This window comes from Streptomyces sp. TG1A-60 (assembly GCF_037201975.1).
Classification (GTDB): domain Bacteria; phylum Actinomycetota; class Actinomycetes; order Streptomycetales; family Streptomycetaceae; genus Streptomyces.
In genome coordinates, this window is sequence record NZ_CP147520.1 from 656,031 (window position 1) to 672,008 (window position 15,978).

At 70.4% G+C, this 15,978-nt stretch carries 14 protein-coding genes and 1 pseudogene; 3 read left to right on the forward strand and 12 right to left on the reverse strand.

Annotation, left to right across the window (positions count from 1 at the left end; genetic code table 11):
- Positions 1–38: 38 nt before the first annotated feature.
- From araD to WBG99_RS02280, 3 genes are read right to left on the reverse strand one after another with little or no spacing between them, the layout of a single operon-like run.
- Positions 39–1,769, reverse strand: coding sequence for an L-arabinonate dehydratase (araD, locus tag WBG99_RS02270; RefSeq protein ID WP_338894663.1), 1,731 nt, complete (start codon positions 1,767–1,769; stop codon positions 39–41).
- Positions 1,766–2,677 carry a dihydrodipicolinate synthase family protein gene (locus tag WBG99_RS02275; protein WP_338894664.1) on the reverse strand — a complete coding sequence of 304 codons (912 nt, stop codon included), beginning with the start codon at positions 2,675–2,677 and terminating at the stop codon, positions 1,766–1,768. Before WBG99_RS02275 ends, araD begins: the two co-directional genes overlap by 4 nt.
- Positions 2,674–3,333: a GntR family transcriptional regulator gene (locus WBG99_RS02280; RefSeq protein ID WP_338894665.1), complete on the reverse strand. Its 660-nt coding sequence runs from the start codon at positions 3,331–3,333 to the stop codon at positions 2,674–2,676. Before WBG99_RS02280 ends, WBG99_RS02275 begins: the two co-directional genes overlap by 4 nt.
- A gap of 422 nt (positions 3,334–3,755) precedes the next feature.
- Here WBG99_RS02280 and WBG99_RS02285 point away from each other — a divergent pair, with 422 nt between their 5' ends.
- Together WBG99_RS02285 and WBG99_RS02290 are read left to right on the forward strand one after the other, a co-directional pair.
- Positions 3,756–4,820: a right-handed parallel beta-helix repeat-containing protein gene (locus WBG99_RS02285; protein ID WP_338894666.1), complete on the forward strand. Its 1,065-nt coding sequence runs from the start codon at positions 3,756–3,758 to the stop codon at positions 4,818–4,820.
- Between the two features lie 44 nt (positions 4,821–4,864).
- Positions 4,865–5,920, forward strand: a complete 1,056-nt coding sequence (locus WBG99_RS02290) for a methyltransferase (protein WP_338894667.1) — start codon at positions 4,865–4,867, stop codon at positions 5,918–5,920.
- Positions 5,921–6,009: 89 nt separating this feature from the next.
- On the opposite strand, the pseudogene WBG99_RS02295 reads toward WBG99_RS02290, so the two are convergent.
- The 9 genes and pseudogenes from WBG99_RS02295 to WBG99_RS02335 all read right to left on the reverse strand — a co-directional run bounded on the left by WBG99_RS02295 (position 6,010) and on the right by WBG99_RS02335 (position 15,135).
- Positions 6,010–6,341, reverse strand: a pseudogene (locus tag WBG99_RS02295) (TcmI family type II polyketide cyclase).
- Positions 6,342–6,361: 20 nt separating this feature from the next.
- Positions 6,362–6,841 carry an SRPBCC family protein gene (locus WBG99_RS02300; RefSeq protein WP_338894668.1) on the reverse strand — a complete coding sequence of 160 codons (480 nt, stop codon included), beginning with the start codon at positions 6,839–6,841 and terminating at the stop codon, positions 6,362–6,364.
- A 1-nt stretch (position 6,842) separates the two neighbouring features.
- Complete coding sequence (locus tag WBG99_RS02305) at positions 6,843–7,100, reverse strand: acyl carrier protein (RefSeq protein ID WP_338894669.1); 258 nt, start codon at positions 7,098–7,100, stop codon at positions 6,843–6,845.
- A 44-nt stretch (positions 7,101–7,144) separates the two neighbouring features.
- On the reverse strand, positions 7,145–8,395 hold the full coding sequence (locus tag WBG99_RS02310; RefSeq protein WP_338900182.1) for a ketosynthase chain-length factor: 1,251 nt from the start codon (positions 8,393–8,395) through the stop codon (positions 7,145–7,147).
- Positions 8,395–9,660, reverse strand: coding sequence for a beta-ketoacyl-[acyl-carrier-protein] synthase family protein (locus WBG99_RS02315; RefSeq protein ID WP_338894670.1), 1,266 nt, complete (start codon positions 9,658–9,660; stop codon positions 8,395–8,397). Before WBG99_RS02315 ends, WBG99_RS02310 begins: the two co-directional genes overlap by 1 nt.
- Positions 9,657–10,118 carry a cupin domain-containing protein gene (locus WBG99_RS02320; RefSeq protein ID WP_338894671.1) on the reverse strand — a complete coding sequence of 154 codons (462 nt, stop codon included), beginning with the start codon at positions 10,116–10,118 and terminating at the stop codon, positions 9,657–9,659. Before WBG99_RS02320 ends, WBG99_RS02315 begins: the two co-directional genes overlap by 4 nt.
- Before the next feature lie 69 nt (positions 10,119–10,187).
- The gene (locus WBG99_RS02325; protein WP_338894672.1) at positions 10,188–11,345 is read right to left on the reverse strand and encodes a SchA/CurD-like domain-containing protein; all 1,158 of its coding nucleotides are present in this window, start codon (positions 11,343–11,345) and stop codon (positions 10,188–10,190) included.
- A gap of 282 nt (positions 11,346–11,627) precedes the next feature.
- The gene (locus WBG99_RS02330; RefSeq protein ID WP_338894673.1) at positions 11,628–13,283 is read right to left on the reverse strand and encodes an FAD-dependent monooxygenase; all 1,656 of its coding nucleotides are present in this window, start codon (positions 13,281–13,283) and stop codon (positions 11,628–11,630) included.
- Positions 13,284–13,725: 442 nt separating this feature from the next.
- Entirely contained in the window at positions 13,726–15,135 is a 1,410-nt protein-coding gene (locus WBG99_RS02335; RefSeq protein ID WP_338894674.1) for a PepSY domain-containing protein, read from the reverse strand.
- Between the two features lie 183 nt (positions 15,136–15,318).
- Between WBG99_RS02335 and WBG99_RS02340 the strand changes: the two genes are divergently transcribed.
- Positions 15,319–15,975 carry a peptide deformylase gene (locus tag WBG99_RS02340; protein WP_338894675.1) on the forward strand — a complete coding sequence of 219 codons (657 nt, stop codon included), beginning with the start codon at positions 15,319–15,321 and terminating at the stop codon, positions 15,973–15,975.
- Positions 15,976–15,978: the final 3 nt, after the last annotated feature.

The window sequence follows — 15,978 nt, forward strand, 5'->3', positions numbered from 1 at the left end:
CGCTTTCTCGGTGGGCAGGGCTGTGCGGTCCTGGCGGTTCAGCCCGCGTACGGGTCCCGCACCCTGCCCGGCCGGGCGAGGAACTCGAAGTCGCAGCCGGTGTCGGCCTGGGTGATCTGCTCGTTGTAGAGCGCGCCGTAGCCGCGCTCGTACCGCGCGGGCGGCGGCGTCCACTGAGCCCTGCGGCGCTCCAGCTCCTCGTCGTCCACATCGAGCCGGAGCGTCCTGTTCGCCACGTCGAGCGTGATCGGGTCCCCGGTCCGCACCAGGGCCAGCGGCCCGCCGACGTACGACTCGGGTGCCACGTGCAGCACGCACGCGCCGTAGCTCGTGCCGCTCATGCGGGCGTCGGAGATCCGCACCATGTCCCGTACGCCCTGCTTGAGCAGGTGGTCGGGCAGGGGCAGCATCCCGTACTCGGGCATGCCCGGACCGCCCTTGGGCCCGGCGTTGCGCAGCACGAGCACACTGTCGGCGGTGATGCCGAGGGACGGGTCGTTGATGGTCCGCTGCATCGTCCTGTAGTCGTCGAAGACGACCGCGGGACCGGTGTGCCTCAGCAGGTGCGGCTCGGCGGAGATGTGCTTGATGACGGCACCGTCCGGGCAGAGGTTGCCGCGCAGGACGGCGACCCCGCCCTCGGTGGCGACCGGGTTGTCCCGGGGCCGGATGACGTCGTCGTTGTGGACCTGCGCGTCTTCAAGCTGTTCGCGCAGGGTGTCGTGGGAGACGGTGGGACGGTCCAGGTGCAGCAGGTCCGGTATCCGGGAGAGGAACCCGGGCAGGCCGCCCGCGAAGTGGAAGTCCTCCATCAGGTAGGTGTGTCCGCCGGGCCGTACGTTGGCCAGCACCGGAACCGTGCGGGCGACGCGGTCGAAGTCGTCGAGGGTGAGCTTGACGCCCGCCCGGCCGGCCATGGCGATCAGGTGGATGACCGCGTTGGTCGAGCCGCCGAGTCCGAGGACGGTGGTGACGGCGTCCTCGAAGGCCTCGGCGGTGAGGATGTCGTTCAGCTTGCGGTCCTTGTGGACCAGTTCGACGATCCTCAGTCCGGCAGCGGCTGCCATGCGGTCGTGCCCGGAGTCGACGGCCGGGATGCTCGACGCGCCCGGGACCGTGACCCCGAGGACCTCGGCGGCGGCGGTCAGTGTGGACGCCGTGCCCATGGTCATGCAGTGGCCGGGCGAGCGCGCGAGGCCGCTCTCCAGCTCCTGCATCTCGCAGTCGCCGATGAGGCCGGCGCGCCGGTCGTCCCAGTACTTCCACATGTCGGTGCCGGAGCCGAGGATCTCGTTGCGCCAGTGGCCCGGGAGCATGGGCCCGGCCGGGACGAAGACCGTCGGCAGGTCGACGGACGCGGCCCCCATGAGCAGGGCGGGCGTCGACTTGTCGCAGCCGCCCATCAGCACGGCCCCGTCGACCGGGTACGAACGCAGCAGCTCCTCCGTCTCCATCGCGAGCATGTTGCGGTAGAGCATCGGGGTCGGCTTCTGGAACGTCTCGGAGAGGGTCGAGACCGGGAACTCGAGCGGGAAGCCACCGGCCTGCCACACGCCCCGCTTCACCGCCTGCGCGCGATCACGCAGGTGGACGTGGCAGGGGTTGATGTCCGACCAGGTGTTGAGGATCGCGATGACGGGCTTGCCGAGGTGCTCCTCGGGCAGGTAGCCGAGCTGGCGGGTGCGGGCGCGGTGGCTGAAGGAGCGGAGTCCATCGGTGCCGTACCACTGGTGGCTTCTGAGGTCTTCGGGACGCTTCCTGTCGGTCATATGGACCACCCGGCCGCGATGGCGGCGACCTCGGCGCGCTCGCTCCCGGGCAGCGGTGTGCTCGGCGGTCGGACCTCCCGGCGGCACAGCCCGAGGGAGGCGAGGGCCTCCTTGACGACGGTGACGTTGTTGGCGGAGCCGCTCTCGGCCCGCAGCTCCTCGAAGCGGCGGATCTGCTCCCAGACCTTCATGGCGGCCGGGTAGTCGCCGGAGCGCAGCGCTTCGATCATGTTCAGGGAGACGGCCGGGGCGACGTTGACGAGCCCCGAGGTGAAGCCGGTGGCGCCCGCGGAGAAGTAGGACGGGGCGTACGGCTCGGCGAGCCCTGCCACCCACACGAAGCGTTCGAGCCCCGCGTCCCGGGCGAACGCGGCGAACCTGGCGGCGTCCGGGACCGCGTACTTCACGCCGATGACGTTCGGGCAGGTGTCGGCGAGTTCGGCGAGGCGGGCGCCGGTGAGCCGCGCGTTGCGGATGTACGGGACGACGCCCAGCCCGGGCACCGCCTCGGCGATGGCCCGGTGGTAGTCGACCCAGCCGGCCTGGGAGACGTACGGGTGGACGGGCTGGTGGACCATCACCATCTGCGCGCCGAGCTCGCGGGCGTGCCGCGCGGAGGCGACGGCGGTAGGGACGTCGTGTCCGACGCCGACCAGGATGGCGGCCCGCTCCCCGGCCTCGTCGACGGTCAGCTCGGTGACCTGGCGCCGCTCTTCCGGCGTCAGGGCGTAGAACTCGCCGGTGTTGCCGTTGGGGGTGAGGGTCGTGATGCCACCGTCGAGCAGACGGCGCAGCAGGGCCCGGTAGGTGGCGGCGTCGACGGAGCCGTCCTCGGCGAACGGGGTCACCGGGATCGCCACCACGTCGGCCAGGGCCGCTCGCTGGGTCTCGAACGCCACGCTGCTCATTGCTGACCTTCCTGTTCCAGTGCTGCCTGGGGGAACGCGCGCTGCACGAAGGACGCGATGTGGGCGTGGAGAGCGCGCGCCGCGCCGTCCGCGTCGCCGTCCAGGGCGAGGCGGAGGATCTCCCGGTGCTCGTCGGCCTCTCGCTCCCAGGAGGGGGAAGCGGCCCAGGCGACGGCCGAGACGAGAGCGGCCTGGTCGCGGACCTCGTCGAGCATCCGGCCGAGCAGCGGGTTGCCGCACGGCAGGTACAGGGCGCGGTGGAACTCCCGGTTGGCGAGGGAGCGTTCAGCGGTGTCGTTGGCACCGTCCGCCCTGGTCAGCGCAGAGCGGGCGGCGTCCAGGGAGGCCCCGCGCCTCACGGCGCGCTTCAGCGCCTCGGGCTCCAGGAGCAGCCGTACGTCGTAGACCTCGCGCGCCATGTCCGCGTCCACCATGCGCACGGTGACGCCCTTGTACTGGCTCATCACGACCAGTCCGGTGCCGGCCAGCGTCTTGAGCGCCTCGCGCACCGGGGTCTTGGACACCCCGAACTGTGCCGCGAGCTCGGTCTCGACCAGGGCCTGGCCCGGCGTCAACTGCCCGGTGAGGATGCGGTGTTTGATCCCCTCCAGCACGAACTGCGTGCGGGAGGGGATCGGCGTGGGCACAGAGGTCATGCGCGCCTCTCGGATCTCGGCGTCTCGTCGGATCGCATATCGGATCTGGCGTCTCGCGTCTCATATATGACGTACGAAGTACGACGCGTTGACGTTAGGAGGAGCCCCGGGTTTCGTCAATGCCTTCGACCAAGTAACTTGCGGTCGCCGTTCACTCGTCCTTGGTGAGGCCTTGAGGCTCGGTGACCAAGCTCCGCCATCCCTCACAGGCCGGCCGAAGATCCACCGGGCCGCGTGCGGCCGCTCGGGCGGAGTATCCAGGCCGGCCCGCCGACGGGGCCGGGGCGACCTGCGCCGCCTGGAGGCCATCCGAGCAGCCGGACGCTCTCCGGTGTAGCCCTGCGTCGAGGTCACGCGCATGACACGCCGCCGGATGATCTAACCGGCCTGTTCCCGGGCCTTCGGCTTATACCGTACAAAATATGACGAAATGCCATATCGCCTACATGGCGTGTACCGCAGCGGTCATCGGGACGGGGCTTGGGGCCGCCCCGCCGGCTGTTGCCGACCATATGACCCACGTGGTCTTTCCAGGGCAGTCGATCCAGAAAGTGGTGGACGCCGCCGAACCCGGAGACACCGTTCTCCTGGCCCCCGGCACGTACCACGAGAGCGTCAAGGTGAGCACGCCCGGGATCACGCTGCGCGGCAGTGGCCGCAGCACCGTCATCGAACCGGGTACGGACAAGGCCGCCAACAGCTGTGCCGAGGGCGGCAACGGCATCTGCGTCTCCGGGACGAAGGACCGCGACGTCGAGGGCGTCACCGTCGCTTCCCTGACCGTGACCGGCTTCTCCGGCACCGGAGTGTTCGCCGAGGCGACCGATGGGCTGACCGTGCGGAACGTGAACGCGGTGAAGAACGGGGTCTGGGGCATCGCCCAGGAACGTTCGGTCCGCGGTGTGTTGCGAAACAACACCGCCCGGGACAACGGCGACGCCGGCCTGTTCCTCGCGAACACGGTCAAGGCCGAGGAAGGCGCCACGGACACCGCAGGAACGGTGGTCGAACACAACCACCTGGAAGGCAACCGGATCGGCGTCACCGTCCGGCGCCTGCGGAACCTCACCGTCGCGGGCAACCACCTCACCGGCAACTGCGCGGGCGTCTTCGTCGTGGGCGACGAGAACATGCCGAGGGCCGGCGCCCTGACCGTGCGCGACAACCTCATCGATCGCAACAACAAGTCCTGCCCGAAGACCGCGCGGCTGGACGCGCTGCAGGGCATCGGCATCGTGCTGACCGGCGCCGAGGACACCCTGGTGACGCGGAACCGGATCACGGAGAACGCCGGCACCTCCCCGCTGTCGGGCGGCATCGTCCTGTGGAAGAGCTTCGTGGGCACCACCAGTGAGCGGAACCGGATCACCGGCAACGTGCTGGAGGGCAACGCCCCGGCGGACCTCGTCAACACGGACACCGCCGGCCAGGGCAACACCTTCACGGGCAACTACTGCCGGGCGTCCAAGCCCGCGGGACTGTGCTGACCGGCCGTGGTGTCGCTCATGAACTCGAAGAAGAAGGGCGGCGCATGACGACCACACAGACCAAACAGACCGCACCAGCGGCACAGGCCGCCCCACCGCCGTCCATGCGGCTCAGGGAGCTCGTGTTCGGGGCGGCATGTGCCGCCGCTCTCCGCGCGGCCGCCCGGCTGGGGGTCGCCGATGCTCTCGGTGACAGGCCGCTGGCCGTGGAGGACCTCGCGGCGGCGGTGAAGACCGAGCCGAAGCCCCTTGGCCGGCTGTTGCGGGCCCTGTCCTGCTACGGCGTCTTCGCCGAGCAGCAGGACGGGACCTTCACGCACACCGACATGTCCCGGCTGCTGCGCGAGGACGATCCGCACAGCCTGCGCGCCATCTCACTGTGGTGCACCGAGCCGTGGACCTGGGACGCGTGGCCGAGGCTGGACGAGGCGGTGCGCTCCGGCCGGAACGTGGTCGAGGACCTGTACGGCAAGGAGTTCTTCGACTACCTCAATGAGGACGCCCCGGAATCGGCTGACGTCTTCAACCGCGCCATGACGACCTCCAGTGTGCAGTCCGCGCGCGACGTCGCGCAGTTCCTCGATCTGTCGGGGAGTTCGTCGGTCGCCGACATCGGGGGTGGGCAAGGGCATGTGGTGGCGAGCCTGCTGGAGAAGCATCCGGCGCTGCACGGCACCCTGCTCGATCTGCCGCGCGTGGTGGACAACGCCGACCCGCGGCTGCGTGCGGGAGGTGCGCTCGCGGACCGGACGCGCATCGTGCCCGGTGACTGCCGCGCGGCCATCCCGGTCCAGGCTGAGGTGTACATCATCAAGAACATCCTGGAGTGGGACGATGACAGCACCACCCGGACACTGCGCAACGTCATCGAGGCGGGTGGTCCCGGAGCGCGGGTCGTGGTCATCGAGAACCTCGTCGACGACACGCCCTCGATGCGGTTCAGCACCGCCATGGACCTGCTGTTGCTCCTCAATGTCGGAGGGGCCAAGCACACTGCCGGGAGCATGGCCGGCAGGCTGACGGACGCGGGCCTGGTCATCGACGACGTTCGCCCGGTCAACGCCTACCTGCATGCGTTCGACTGCACCGTCCCCGGATGACCACATCCCCCCGGACACATCCCGCAGAGCGCCGGTCGCCGGGCACGCAACCCTCGCGTGCCCGGCGACCGGCGGTCGAACGGGCGGGTTCAGGAGGTGACGTCCCGCTCCCAGCGGTAGAAGCGGTGTGCCATCGCGTCCTTCGGTGAACGCCAGGTCGCCGGGTCGTACGCGGTGACGTACGCCGACAGCCGTTCACTGATGTCCCGGAACTCGGGGTGCCCGGCCGCCTTCGCGATGGCGGGTCCGGCATCCCGCTCGGACTCGATGAGGTGCAGGTACACGTCGTCGAACTGGAAGAGGCTGCGCCGGACGACCCCCACCAGGTGCGGCAGTTCTCCCGGTCCGACTCCTCGAACACCTTGGCGATGTCCAGGGCCGACCCCGGGGCCATACGGGCGACGATCAGGGATTGGTGCATCGTCCTGTCCTCCGTCCGGATCAGTCGGACAGTGTCGGCACGGGCCGGTGTGTCATGGCGGCCTGCTCGATACGGTCCCGGATCAGGGCCATCTGGACCTTGGAATTCCGGTTGATGTTGGCCGTCATCCAGGCGTCGTCGACCGGTGCGTCCGGCTTCATCTCGAAGTCCTGCGTCCACACCATTCGGGTGCCCTCGAGCACCTTCTCGTACTGCCACACGATGTTCATGTAGGCGAAGGGCCCGGTCTCGATGCGGCGAGCCCGCACGCGGAGAGCGTCTCGGTCCGTTTCCCGTTCCGAGACCCAGCTCCACACCTTGCCGTCGTCGTCCGGGTGCATGGTGAGCCGGAACGTGGTCTTGTTCCCCTCCTGGGAGAGGATCTCGGCGGAGGCGTACTCGCTGAACAGTTGCGGCCAGTTCCCGACGTCGTTGGTCATGTCCCAGACCAGGTCGACCGGCGCGGCGATGGTGATCTCGTTCTGGGTGTGCCCGGCCATGTCAGGCTCCCGCCATCAGTGCGCCGTTGACGAGTTCGAGGAACTGCCGGGGGCTCTTGCTCTTCTCCGCGTCCTGAGGCATCGGCGTGCCGTACCGGTTCTCCAGCTCTCCCACGATGCCGAGCAGGCCGAGCGAGTCGATGCCGACGGCGTCGAAGCCGGCGTCGTACCGTTGCTGGAGTTCCTCCGGGGCAACGGTGACTCCGGCGGCCTTCTTCATCAGCTCGGCCAGCTCTTCCACGGTGATTCGGTCACTCATGCGGTTCCTCTCCTTGCTTCATGATGTGTGCTCGCGATGCCTCGCTACGAGGCGTCGGCGGCGCCGAGCCGTAGCACCAGCGCCGAGTTCGACCCCATGAGTCCTCGGCTGAGGACCAGCGCCGTGTGCAGTTCGGCGGCACGGGCGCGGGTGGTGACGAGGTCGAGGTCGTGGCAGACGTCGAAGACGTTGGGGGTGGGTGGGATCACGCCGTGCTCCATCGCGAGCACCGCCGCGGCGACGTCCAGAACGGGTGCCGCGCCGTAGCCTCGGCCGATAGCGGTCTTCGGCGCCGTGACGGGGACACGTCTGCCGTGCGCGCCCAGGACGTCCGCGATCGCCAGCGCTTCGGCACGGTCCGCGTCCAGTACGCCGAGGGCGTCGGCGAAGACCACGTCGATCTCCTCGGGGGCGCAGCCGGCCTCGTGCAGGGCGCCCCGGATGGCCCGGGCCAGCCCCTCCCGGGACTGCTTCCAGCGGGAGGCGCCGGTGAACGTCGCCGCGTGTCCCGCCAGGGTGGCCCGCACGGACGCGCCCCGTTCCCGGGCCGAGGTCTCGGCTTCCACGACGAGCATGGCGCCACCTTCGGCGGGCACGAATCCACAGGCCGCGGCGGTGAACGGACGGTAGGCACGCTCCGGGTCCTCGACGGTGCTCAGCTCCTCGTAGCCGAGCTGGCAGACCACCGAGTAGGGGGCCAGTGGCGCCTCGGTCGCGCCGGCCACCATCACGTCGGTGCCGCGCCGCACGGCCCGCGCCGCATGCGCCAGGGCATCCAGGCCACCCGCCTCGTCGGAGGCGACCACACCGCAGGGGCCCTTGAAGCCGCGGCGGATGGAGATCTGACCGGTGCTTGCGGCGTAGAACCAGGCGATGGACTGGTACGGACCGACGAAGCGACTGCCCTTGTCCCACAGTTGCTGCAGCTCCCGCTGCCCGAACTCACCGCCGCCGGAACCGGCCGCGGTGACCACGCCCACGGAGAACGGCGAGCCGTCGGTGTGGGGCCGGCTGAGGCGGGCGTCGTCAAGTGCGAGGTCTGCCGCCGCCATCGCGAAGTGCGTGAACCGGTCGGTCTGGACGAGGTAGCGCTCCTCGACTGCCGACGGCGGGTCGAAGCCCCGGATCTCGCCGGCCACCCGCAGCGGCAGGTGCTCGCACCCTTCACGGGTGACCCGGTCCAGGACGCTGATGCCCTCCTGGGTGGACTTCCAGAAGGTCTCGGTGCTCGTTCCGTTGGGCGCGACCACGCCGATTCCGGTGACGGCCGCGCGCCGAGGATGCGGTTCGCTCATCATGTCTTCTCCCTCGGCAGGGTCAGAACCACCGCGGACTGGAAGCCGCCGAACCCGCTGCCCACGGAGAGCACGCTGTTCAGTCGTCGCTCGCGAGCGACGCGCGGGACGTAGTCCAGGTCGCACTCGGGGTCCGGGGTCTCGTAGTTCGCGGTGGGCGGGACGACCTGGTGGGTCAGGGCCAGCGCACAGGCGACGACCTCGATCGCCCCGATCGCGCCGAGGGAATGGCCCACCATGGACTTGATGGAGCTCATGGGCGTGTCATAGGCGTGCGCGCCCAGGACCCGTTTGACCGCGGCCGTCTCGTGCCGGTCGTTCTGCTGGGTGCCCGACCCGTGCGCGTTGACGTAGTCGATCGCTGTGCCGTCGAGCCGGGCCTGGTCGAGGGCGTCCTCGATGGCCCGGGCCATCTCCAGGCCCTCGGTGGTCAGACCGGTCATGTGGTAGGCGTTGCCGAAGGTGGCGTAACCGGTGATCTCGCAGTACACGTGCGCGCCGCGGGCAAGGGCGTGCTCCAGGTCCTCCAGGACGAGTACCGCACCGCCCTCACCCATGACGAACCCGTTGCGGTCGGCGTCGAAGGGACGTGAGGCGTGGGCGGGGTCGTCGTTGTTCGGGGACGTCGCCTTGATCGCGTCGAAGCAGGCCATGGTGATCGGTGAGATCGGCGAGTCCGAGGCGCCCGCAATGCACACGTCGGCCCTGCCCTCCTCGATCGTGCGGACGGCGTACCCGACTGCGTCAAGCCCCGAGGTGCAGCCGGTGGAGACGGTCTGCACCGGCCCGCGTGCCTCGAACCGCTCCGCCACCGTCGAGGCGAGTGTGCTCGGCGAGAACGCTCGGTGCAGGTGCGGGCCGGACTCCCGGTGGTCCACGTCCCAGCGCTGCCCGTGGTGACTGACCAGCACGTAGTCGTGCTCCAACCGGGTGGTGCCGCCGACCGCGGTGCCCAGGGAGACCCCGACGCGCCAGGGGTCCTCCACCGCGAGGTCGAGGCCGGAGTCCCGTATTGCCTCTTCCCCGGCGACCAGGGCGAACTGGATGTACCGGTCGCACCGTGCGACCTGCTCCGCGTCCAGCCCGTGGGCCGCCGGGTCGAAGTCGCACTCGGCGGCGATCCGCGAACGCAGCCCGACCGGGTCGAAGAACGTGATACCCCGCGTCGCCGTGCGACCGTTGGCCAGGAGATCCCAGAACGCCGGTACGCCGATGCCCCCGGGGGCGACGATGCCTATACCCGAGACCGCCACACGCCTCGTCATGAGCGGACCTGACGTCGCTCGGCCGTCCGTCCCCCACCCGCGTGGGCTCCCTCCACCGCGACGGGCACGGCGTCGGTCTCCTCGGTGTCGACGTGGCCGAGGGGCGGGCTCGGGGCCAGTGGGCCGAGGTGGAAGACCATACGGGCCTCCACATTGCCGACGTTGCGGAAGCGGTGCCGCATGTGGGCGGGGATCATGAGCCCCTGCTCGGGCTGCAGCGGGTGGGGCTCGCCGTCCAGGTCCACCTCGAACTGCCCGCAGACGACGTAGACGAACTCTTCGGAGTACGGGTGGTAGTGCTCAGCGATGCGGTCACCGGGCTGCACGATGGCCACGCCCATGAAACCGCTGGTGGAGCCGACTGTGGCGGGGGTGAGCAGGGCGCGCAGATCGCCACCGCGCCGAGTGTTGGGCTCGACATCGCTGAGATCCACGATTTCGGGATGGGGGTTGATCACGACGTTCCTCCGAACATGTGCTCCATCGACATGAGGGCGTGGCCGTCATGGCCTGGGGGTGCCGGCGAGTCAGGCGTCGGGCGCGCGGCGGTCGGTGACGAGTTCCATGCGGGAGACCGTGAGGAGACGATCGGGGGCACCGTCCCTCAGCGCCGAACCGTCCGCCCCGAGGGCTTCGCCGTCGAGGAGTGCCGTCAGCTCGGCCGCCTGACCGCGATCCGTGAGACCGAGCACGGGGCCGGGGTCGGTGTCGAGCCCGCCGCGCACGTCGACCAGCCGCACCACGACGTCGTCGCGCTGGAAGATCGTGCTGCGCAGCACCGGTCGGTGCGGATCGTCTGCCGCCGCCTCGTCCTGCCGGGCGAGCCACTCGGCCAGCCGCATACCGCAACCCTCACGGGCCGGGTAGTACAACGCGTGCCGCACCGCGTCCGGACTCTCCCGACCCGCCGTCACATGGTGTACGGCGGGCAGCGCCGCGCGGGTGAAGAAGACCCGGGCGGACTCGGGATCATCGAGGTCTCGGTCCTGCTCCAGATAAGGGTTGATGGCCTCCTCGACGGCCCGCACCTCGGGCTGCCGGGCTACGTGGCGCAGCGCAGCGAGCAGGTCGCCCCGCACCTCGATGGCCCGAACCACCCGGTTGCCGTGCATGAACAGGGAGGTGCGGCACAGGCGGGTGGTGTCGTCGACCTGCGGCTCCGGTGAGGCGTAGCCGGCGAGGATCTTGGCGACGGTGTCCTCGCTGCCCGGCTTGACCGTGAAGGTGAGCGCGTGACGGATCAGACCGTCACCGATCCTGGGTGACGCCTGGAGCCGACGATTCCCAGGTTCGGCGTCCGCCGCCGGGCCGCCGGTCTCGCGGACGATGTGGAAGCGAAGCGACCTGGTGTTCCGGACACAACTGTGCAGTGGCTCCACCATCCGCACGTGTTCCTCGCTGTTCACCCAGGTGAGGAAGGGCGGGGCGCTCTCCCACTCACTCGTGATGAGCCATTGGGAGGGATTCTCGATGGACTGGCACAGTTGGTCGCTGACATGCCCGGGAACGGACGCAACCTGGTTGCACAGGCCCTCGTACGCCTCGAGGAACTGCTGCTGGGCCCCGTCGTAGACGTCCACCAGCAGGACGACACGAAGCCTGGAGCCGTCGAACACGGACTGGGAGACATGCTGCGACACCTGTTGCGACAGCGGCTTTGAAGCACGTTCAGACGTGGTGGTCATTCCTGCGCACATCTCCTTCATGGGGGCAGAGGCGGACGAAGGCCGGCCATGTTGTGACGTCGGCGTGCCTCGATCCTGAGCCCGTCCCCGGAGGCGCGCGACTCGTATGCACTGCACGGGTGACCGGTCGGCGTGGCAGGCAGGACCAGATCGGGCGAGGTGGGCGAAGACCACCAGGTTGTCCGCGTGGTCCGTGCCTGCCGGAGTGGTACCAGCGACCGCAGCCGTCCGCAGGGCGATGCCCGCCGGGACGCTCGGTGCGGCCGACACCGTCTGCGGAGGTCAGGCCGCTGCCAGCAGCGTGGTCAGGACATGGCGCAGTGCCGACTCGGCATCCGGGACCAGCCCTGACGATCGCCATGCCACGAACCCGTCGGGCCGGACGAGTACGGCGCTGCCGGGTGTCGCGCCGTGGGAGGCCGACCAGTCCGTACCGCCCTCGGGTGTCAGGTCGGCATCGGATCCATTGCCCACCCGGTACGAAGTCAGTGGAATGGACATCACTTCGGCGAGGCGGATGGCGGCCTCGTGCCAGCCACTTGGGTCATCGATGTCGCTGAGCAGGACGAATGACCGTTCGTAGAGGTCCAGAGTGGAGATCCGTTCACCTCGGTTCCGTACCCACAAGTGGGGCGCCCTGCTCCCGGGTTCACCGGACAGGTCGAGCTGCCCCGGCACGACCGGGGCGGCGGGGTCGGTGCCGACGACGGCACCGTGCGGATAGCGGTAGCCGAGGGCCACGTTGAGGATGCCGCGTTGCGGGGTACCGCCTGCGCCGGGAGGCGGGGCGAAGCCGGGATGGCTGTGCTCGACCGACCGTGCGGCGGCGCGGGCGCTGGTCGCTTCCGCCACCGGGCGGCGCTCGGCGTCGTATGTGTCCAGCAGCCCCTCCCCGGCCCAGCCGCCGAGCACCGCGGACAGCTTCCACGCGAGGTTGTGCGCGTCCTGGATACCGGTGTTGGAGCCGAAGGCCCCGGTGGGGGACATCTCGTGGGCTGAGTCGCCGGCCAGGAAGACGCGTCCGGCCCGGTAGCTCCGGGCAACCCGCTGGGCTGCGTGCCAGGGAGCCCTGCCGGTGACCTGTACGTCAAGGTCGGCGACTCCGACCGCGCGGCGGATGTGTTCGACACACCGTTCGTCGGTGAACTCCTCCAGGGTTTCGCCCTGCTCGGGGTGCCAGGGAGCGTGGAAGACCCAGTTCTCACGGTTGTCCACGGGCAGCAGCGCGCCGTCGGCGTCCGGGCTGGTCAAATAGCAGACGATGAAACGACGGTCACCCACGACATCGGCGAGGTGGCGGGAGCGGAAGGTGATGCTGACGTTGTGGAACAGGTCGCCAGGACCGCTCTGCGCGATGCCGAGCTGCTGGCGGACGGGGCTGCGGGGGCCGTCGGCAGCGACGAGGTACTCCGCGCGGATGGTGGTGTGCTCGCCCGTCTGCCGGCTCTTGACCACCGCCGTGACGCCGGAGGGATCACTGTCGAACGACATCAGTTCGGTGGCGTACCGCAGGTCGCCACCGAGCTGAGCGGCGTGCTCGAACAGAACCGGCTCCAGGTCGTTCTGGCTGCACAGGCACCACGAGCTGGGGCTGAACCGGGCCAGTCCGCCGCCTGCGTCGATCTCCCGGAAGAGCCACTCACCCGCGTCACCGACCAGGGTGGGTGTCTGCAGGATCCCGTGGTTGTCGGCCAGCGTGGCGGCGGCCTGTCGGATCATCGGCTCGACACCGGCTGCCCGGAACAGCTCCATCGTGCGGACGTTGTTGCCGCGGCCGCGGGGGTGGATGGAGGTGCCGGCGTGGCGCTCCACCAGCGTGTGCCGCACCCCCAACCGGCCCAGGAACAGCGAGGTCGACAGGCCGACGAGAGAACCCCCGACGATGAGGACCGGGACCTGGTGGTTCGTGTGGCCGGCTTGATCGGCTCTTTGATTCATTGCTCGCCTCCAGCGCGTCGTGTCCCCCCGACTCGGCCAGATACGGCCGGAGCTGCATGCATGCCCCGCAGTGTGGACACGGGCGCAAGCTTCACCCGCTTAACTCGCCCCGTTCGCCGAGTCGGCGGGCACGTCCACGATCCATTTCCCGCCGGCATCCCGACTGATCACGGCTCGACCCGTGGGCCAGTCATGGGGCCCGTCCGCCGAGACGGCCGAGTTGCGGCGTCTGCGGGCAGGTCAGCCATACGCCGTGGTCACCGGACGAGTACGTCGCCAACGGATCGGTGTTCGGTTCCGCGCGCCGGCTGCTTCGCCCGGAAGTGTGCGGGTGCGGCGGCACCTGCATGCCGGCGGCAGACGCCGGACCTCGGTTGACGCACCGAGCCGCACCCGGCGGGGGTTGTACGCCGTGATGAGCCCCGCTACGCCCGGTCACCCTCTACTTGGCCTCCACCCGGCCTCCGCAGGACCGCTTGCCACGTCGGTACGCGATCTCCCCCCGGGCCACGTCCACCGCGATGAACACGGCGAGCGGGATGCCGAGGAGCGGGACGAAGTAGCCCAGGACCGCGATCACGGCGAGGGCGGGGACCAGGATGTGCGGCGGCACCTGCTGCCAGGCACCGCGTGGGATCGGGCGACCGAAGGAGGAGGCACGGCCGCGCTGCCACCACATGCGGTAGCCCCAGAGGATCAGCGTGACGAGGGAGAGGGCGAGCGCCAGCAGGAGCAGCTGGTTGGCCAGGCCGAACAGGACGCCGGTGTGGGCGTCGATGCCCCAGCGGGACAGCTTGGCGAGGAACGGGAAGTCCGCGAACCGGAGCGTGTCGGTGACCTCGGCGGTCGCCGGGTCCACGGCCACCGCGTCCTGCTTGGTGGGCCAGCTGCGCTGGACCTGCCGTACGACGTACGCGGAGGACGCGTCGGCGGGCGGCACGATCTCCACGGGGTCCCCCAGGCCCTCGGTGCGCGCGGCGGCGAGGATCCCGTCCAGGTCACCCCCGGTGGCGGCCCCCGCGTCCGCCGAGCCGCCGCCGTGCTCGCCGTGGTCACCCGCCGTGGCCGAGATGGCCGGCGTCGCCTGGTGGAGTTCGGTGCGCAGGACCGCGATGTTGGCGCCGGTGTACGTCGACCAGGTCAGGCCCGTCGCGGAGAGGAAGAAGAACCCGGCGGCGGCCCACGCGCCGACCGTGCCGTGCAGGCCCAGGGTGCGTCGTCGGCCGCTGGTGCCCCGTACCTTGCGCCGGGCGCGACGGCGGGCGAACCAGAGCACGAGGCCGCCGGCCGAGATGACCCACAGCCAGCTGGCGGCGAGTTCGCTGTAGAGGCGGCCGGTCTCGCCGAGGTGGAGGTTGGCGTGGAACTTGCTGACCCAGGCCCGCACCGGCAGCGCGCCCGTCGATCCGTACTGCTCCAGCGCCCCGCGCACCTCGGCCGTGTACGGGTCGACGAACACGGCGAGGGTGTCGGGCTCGTCGACGCCCTCGACGCCCGTCAGCATCACCCGGGTCGTCGCGTCGTCCTCGGGTGAGGGGCGTACGGCGGCGACGGTGCCCTCGGGGCGCGCCTTGCGGGCGGCGGCCACCTGCTCGGAGATCGGCAGCTTCTCGTCGCCCACCTTCGCGACGGTCGTCCGGTCCGCGTAGACGATCTTCTCGACCGAGAACGAGGTGGCGTACAGCCCGCCCGTCAGGGCGGCGACCAGCAGGAACGGGGCGACGAGGACGCCCGCGTAGAAGTGCAGCCGCAGGACGAGCGGCCTGAGCGAGGCCCATCCGCTCGGGGTGCCGTCGGGTTTCGCGACGGTTTTCTGGGGCTCGTCCGTCTCGGTCGAGGGGGCGATGGTCATCGGCGGATGCTCCGGGATACGGGGACGTCGTGGCGGTTCAGTAGTCGGGGTACGGGGGCGTCGAGTTCCCGGCGGTTCGCATGACGCGGGTCACACCAGAGCTCGGGCGCTTCGTACGCTCCCGTGCCTCGTCCTCGCGGGAGCCGCCTCGCATCGCGCGATGCCGCTTGGCATTCTGGCGCGATGGCTTTTGAACGTGACCGCACCGAGTTCCGCCCCCTGAGCGAGCGGGTCGAGGAGCTTCTCGCCCACGAGGGCCCGCTGCCGATCGTCGCCGCGGGCGATCCGGTCCTGCGCCGCACCGCCGAGCCCTTCGACGGCCAGCTGGACGCGGACCTGCTGGCCCGGTTCGTCGCCGCGCTGCGCGCCACCATGCACGCGGCACCCGGCGTCGGTCTCGCCGCGCCGCAGGTCGGAGTGTCCTTGCGCATCGCGGTGATCGAGGACCCCGCGCCGGTCCCGGAGGAGGTGCGGCTGGCCCGGGGCCGGGTCCCGCAGCCGTTCCGCGTCCTGGTCAACCCGGCGTACGAGGCCGTCGGCTCGTTCCGGGACGCCTTCTTCGAGGGCTGTCTGAGCGTGCCGGGCTGGCAGGCCGTGGTGGCCCGGCACGCCAGGGTCCGGCTACGGGCGCTCGACGAGGGCGGGCGGACGGTGGACGAGGAGTTCTCGGGGTGGCCCGCCCGTATCGTCCAGCACGAGACGGACCACCTGAGCGGCACGCTCTACCTCGACCACGCCGAGCTGCGCTCCCTGTCCTCGAACCAGGCGATGGCCGAGCGCTGGAACGACCCCACCCCGGCCAACGCCTCCCGGGCCCTCGGTTTCCTCCTGCCCGACTGAGCG